The 4,450-nt window shown below is 38.3% G+C and carries 4 protein-coding genes; all 4 read left to right on the top strand.

From position 1 onward, the window contains the following. The first annotated feature begins 378 nt into the window (after positions 1 to 378). The 4 genes from PLK24_RS05795 to PLK24_RS05780 all read left to right on the top strand — a co-directional run bounded on the left by PLK24_RS05795 (position 379) and on the right by PLK24_RS05780 (position 4,409). The gene (locus PLK24_RS05795; RefSeq protein WP_324477182.1) at positions 379 to 1,275 is read left to right on the top strand and encodes a 2-oxo acid dehydrogenase subunit E2; all 897 of its coding nucleotides are present in this window, start codon (positions 379 to 381) and stop codon (positions 1,273 to 1,275) included. Next, positions 1,265 to 2,917 carry a class I adenylate-forming enzyme family protein gene (locus PLK24_RS05790; protein WP_324477181.1) on the top strand — a complete coding sequence of 551 codons (1,653 nt, stop codon included), beginning with the start codon at positions 1,265 to 1,267 and terminating at the stop codon, positions 2,915 to 2,917. The genes PLK24_RS05795 and PLK24_RS05790 overlap by 11 nt, the downstream gene beginning before the upstream one ends. A 116-nt stretch (positions 2,918 to 3,033) precedes the next feature. After that, positions 3,034 to 3,993: an FAD:protein FMN transferase gene (locus PLK24_RS05785; protein ID WP_324477179.1), complete on the top strand. Its 960-nt coding sequence runs from the start codon at positions 3,034 to 3,036 to the stop codon at positions 3,991 to 3,993. A gap of 35 nt (positions 3,994 to 4,028) precedes the next feature. Continuing rightward, the gene (locus PLK24_RS05780) at positions 4,029 to 4,409 is read left to right on the top strand and encodes an FMN-binding protein (protein ID WP_324477177.1); all 381 of its coding nucleotides are present in this window, start codon (positions 4,029 to 4,031) and stop codon (positions 4,407 to 4,409) included. The last annotated feature ends 41 nt before the right edge of the window (positions 4,410 to 4,450 follow it).

The raw sequence follows: 4,450 nt of genomic DNA, 5'->3' as shown, positions 1-4,450 counted from the left end.
GTAATATCACCAATAACCACCTGAATATTTCCTTGAGAATAAACAACTTCCATAACCTTTAATCACCTCATTTTTCCGATTTGCATAAAAAGACTCCATAATTGAAAGAGAAAAAAAATGAAAAATCAATTTTGGACTTTCATTTTTTAGTAGTTTATCAGAATTTATACCCATTATCACCTATCAAGGGTGAAGAAAATTCCCTTGATAGGGAACAAGAATACTTTATAATGTAAATAATTTATTGACTACTCTTTCAACTAAAGAGAGAAAATAATAAAGACGGATTTTAGTTCCTTCTCCCATGGTGAGAGTGGAAAGAAAATTAAGAGTTTATTCTAAAAGCAGTAAGGAAGTTTAAGAAAGGTTGCGTTATGAGTGACTGAAGAAAAGAAAAATAAACGCTTTTTAACCCGGGGATACCGTCGTGACGGCACCTGGTTGAAAGACGCTAATCCGATGCATCGTTTGGAACCATTCATTTTTAAAACCCGAAATGGATCATGCATCTACTTTCGAGAAAAGTTAGACATTACTCATACTTTGGAATACCTCCAAGAAAGAAATTTAAATCGGTCACCAGAAAAAAAGTTTACTCTCTTCCATATTCTCATGACGGCTATGGTTCGTACCGCTATCCTAAAACCCGGGATCAACCGTTTTATAGCTGGGAAGCGAATCTATCAGCGAAATAATATGCAGATTTCCTACCTGGTTAAACAGGAGAAAACCGAAGCGGCCAGAATGTTAGCAGTTAAAGAAACCTTTTGTTCCTCAGACACCCTTGACCAGGTTGCTGAAAAAGTATTGCTATCCATAGAACGAGCTCGTCATGAAAATGCTGCCGATAGTGAAAGTTTGGTTAAAACCTTTTCGAAGCTGCCCGGTTGGATGATATCATTTGTGGTGGCTTTTCTCCGCTGGTTGGATAATTTTGGTCTGGTGCCGGAGTCGATAACCAGTTCGGATCCTTTTTATGCCAGTGCTTTTGTTGCAAACATCGGTAGTTTAGGAGTGAATGCACCCTATCACCACCTCTATGAATGGGGAACAGTTTCACTTTTTGTTGCTATGGGAAAGTATGCCGAAGAATTGAGTTTAGACCAAGACGGTAAACTGGTTAAAAAAACCTTGGTTGAAATCACCTTTACTGTAGATGAACGAATTGCCGATGGATTTTATTTAGCTCGTGCTTTACAAACCTTCAAGCAGCTCATGGAACATCCAGAAGAATTAGAGAAACCCGTAGAGGAAGGAATGCATAATGATACCTAATTCTGACCAGTCCATGGCCGAACGTTTGTTCACGACCGCAGAAATGTATCCTGATATGCCGGCTTTGGACTATTTTGGGAAGCAGATAACCTATCAACATTTACAAGAAAAAATTCAACGATTAGCTATGATATGGAAGAACTTAGGGATTGAGCCCGGTCATCGAGTGATTGTATGTTTGCCTAATATCCCTGAAGTGGTTATGACAATTTACTCGCTCAACATGATTGGAGCGGTAGTCTGTATTGTCCATCCCTTATCCACTGCTCCTGAAATGTCTTTTTATGTTCAAGACACCCAAAGTCAGTGGTTGATCACTTTGGATATCCTGTATGGTAACTTTCGCAAAGCTGTCGAAGAGAGTGATATCAAAAAGACCATATTAACTACGGTTTCGGGAGAACTCCCTCCAATTCCTCGATATCTTTATTATTTGAAACAAGGACGTAAAAGTCCCAATTATCATGGAGATCGTTTAATTGATTGGAAGACCCTGATCCGAAACTGGCTCTCACCTCTAAAAGTATTCCATCATTTTTCTACTGACCAACCAGCTGTTATTCTTTTTAGTGGAGGAACCACTGGTTCGCCAAAAGGAGTCCTTCTTTCCAATCAGAACATGAATGCCCTGGCTGACCAGGTGTTGACTCAAGTGAATCCTCAACCAGGTAAAGATTCAACACTCTGTATCCTTCCTCTATTTCACGGATTTGGATTGGGGATTTGTCTTCATTCGGTTTTGTTAGGAGGCGGTCGTTGTATTCTAATTCCTCGTTTTAGCAAAAAGGAATTTATTGATGCCATCGCCAAGTGTAAACCAACCTATATCGCTGGCGTACCCACCCACTATGAGGCATTGATTAACAGCGAAAAGCTGCAAAAAGCTCAATTTTCTTACCTAAAAGGAGCTTTTTGTGGAGGAGATAGCGTTCCTCTTTCTCTCATCAAACGGTTCAATGACTTTATGCAAAGTCATGGAGGGATAGTTAGTTTACGAGAGGGGTATGGCTTAACCGAATGTGTAACAGCTTGTTCGATCATGCCGGAGGATATTTATAAAGAAAGAAGCGTTGGTTTACCCTTGCCTGGAAATCGTTTTAAGATTGTTCGCCCTCAAGGCATAGAAGAAGTACCAGTGGGAGAAGTGGGAGAAATCTGCATCAATGGACCTACCGTGATGTTGGGATATAATAATCGGCCTGAGGAGACGGATCGTGTTCTGCAAAAGCACAAAGACGGTCTAATCTGGCTTTCGACCGGAGATTTAGGAACTTTAGATCAGGACGGTTTTTTGTACTTTACTGGAAGGATGAAAAGAATCATTAAGTGCTCGGGCTATGCAGTCTATCCCTCTCAGGTAGAAAGTGTTATTAATAGTCATCCATTGGTTGTCGAATCATGTGTTATCGGTATTCCTGATGAATACACCATGAGTCGAGTCAAGGCTTATGTGGTTATCAGGGGCAATGTTCATTCTCGGGAAAAATTAGCTGAGGAAATAAAACAAAGCGTTGCTGAGCAGCTTATTAAGTGGTCAGTTCCAACTGAGATTACTTTTTTGGATAGTCTCCCCGTTACCCGCATGGGAAAAGCGGACTATCGAGCATTGGAAGCCATGGAGCGGGGAGAAGCAATTATTTGATTTTCTTTTAAAAGGATTTATTTTTTCACCCCATTGATAAATCTATTAGATAGTGGGCATAGGTCAGGATGAGGATATAATTACATTTTTTCCTATCCGACGAGGATTCATAAAAAATGAAATGTGTTGAAAAGTATGATTTCTGCATGGATACGGTTGTTTATCAAAAAGTATATGGAAAAAATGCCGAAGAGGCTATTGATGAAGCAACGAGGAAAATCCGATATTTGGAAGGGAAACTCAGTTTTTTCCAAGAAGAAAGTGATATTTTTCAAATTAATATTCATGCAGGCAAAAACTGGGTGAAAGTAAGTCAAGATACCATTGATGTTTTGCAAAAAGCTGTTGAAGTATCGAAATCAAGCAATGGTGCTTTTGATGTAACGGTCGGAGTTTTGACTGATTATTGGCGCCAATTAAAAAAAAATCAAAAAAAACCGGATAAAAACCAAATTCAAGACTTGATTAGTTTGATTAACTACCGGGATATTTTAATTAATTCAGAAGAAAGATTAGTTAAGCTTATACGGTTCAATCAAAAAATTGATCTGGGAGGAATAGGAAAAGGGTATGCTGGGGAGAAGGTTATCGATGTTTATAGAGATTATTCAATCCAGTCAGGATTTATTAATTTAGGAGGAAATGTTGTAACCATTGGAAAAACCCATTGGAAGAGAAGTTGGATTATTGGTATTCGTAACCCCTTTTCGGCGGATGGGGGGATATTCGGGAATTTAAAGGTAGAAGAACAAGCAGTTGTAACCTCAGGGGGATATGAAAGATATTATGAAATTGATGGTTTAAAGTATCACCATATTCTTGATCCTCGAACTGGTTTCCCTGCTCGGTTAGAATGGCAAAGCGTTACCATGGTTGCAGAAAGCTCCACCTTGGCGGATGCCCTTTCCACTGCTATTTTTATCATGAATCGGCAAGAACTCATTCGTTTTTTGAAGAATTTTCCATCTTTAGGTGTGATTCTGGTTGCCTATACTGGTGAAATAATGATCAGTAAAAATTTAAAAGAAATTTTTCAAAAAACCAACCCAGAAATGTCTATAATATATATTGATTGAGAAAAAATATTTTAAAAAATAGGAGGGAAAGTATTATGGGTACGTTAGCAATTGTTCTTATCATTGTGGCTGTCATTTTGGTAATCATCTTTATTTTTGCCTCAGCAGGACTAAAAAAAGTAGGAAAGCTCAATATCGGAAAAATCGATCTTTCCAAATTGGCTGATGGAGTCTATCCAGGTGAATTTAAGGGATACCGGTGGTCGAATCAGGTAGAGGTAACAGTGAAAAATCACCAAATTGCCGGAATAAAAATTATCAAAGATATTGTCTTTGGATCGGGAGATATTTCCAAAAAGATCTTCGATCAGATTATTCAAAAGCAATCGTTGCAGATAGATACAGTATCAAGTGCAACAGTGACTAATAAAGCTTACCTAAAAGCAATAGAAAACGCATTGTTGAAAGGGAAATAGTAGGGTTGAGAAATTATAATTCTTAAATTCCTATTTGTAAA

The organism is Atribacter sp. (assembly GCF_035418125.1).
In the GTDB taxonomy this organism is placed as follows: domain Bacteria; phylum Atribacterota; class Atribacteria; order Atribacterales; family Atribacteraceae; genus Atribacter; species Atribacter allofermentans.
The sequence above is the reverse complement of the archived record's forward strand: the minus strand, read 5'-3'. Positions and strand labels throughout refer to the sequence as shown.

Coding starts and splice junctions, on each gene's coding strand:
- PLK24_RS05780 (WP_324477177.1), top strand. CDS start 4,029: ATGGGTACGTTAGCAATTGTTCTTATCATTGTGGCTGTCATTTTGGTA.
- PLK24_RS05790 (WP_324477181.1), top strand. CDS start 1,265: ATGATACCTAATTCTGACCAGTCCATGGCCGAACGTTTGTTCACGACC.
- PLK24_RS05785 (WP_324477179.1), top strand. CDS start 3,034: ATGAAATGTGTTGAAAAGTATGATTTCTGCATGGATACGGTTGTTTAT.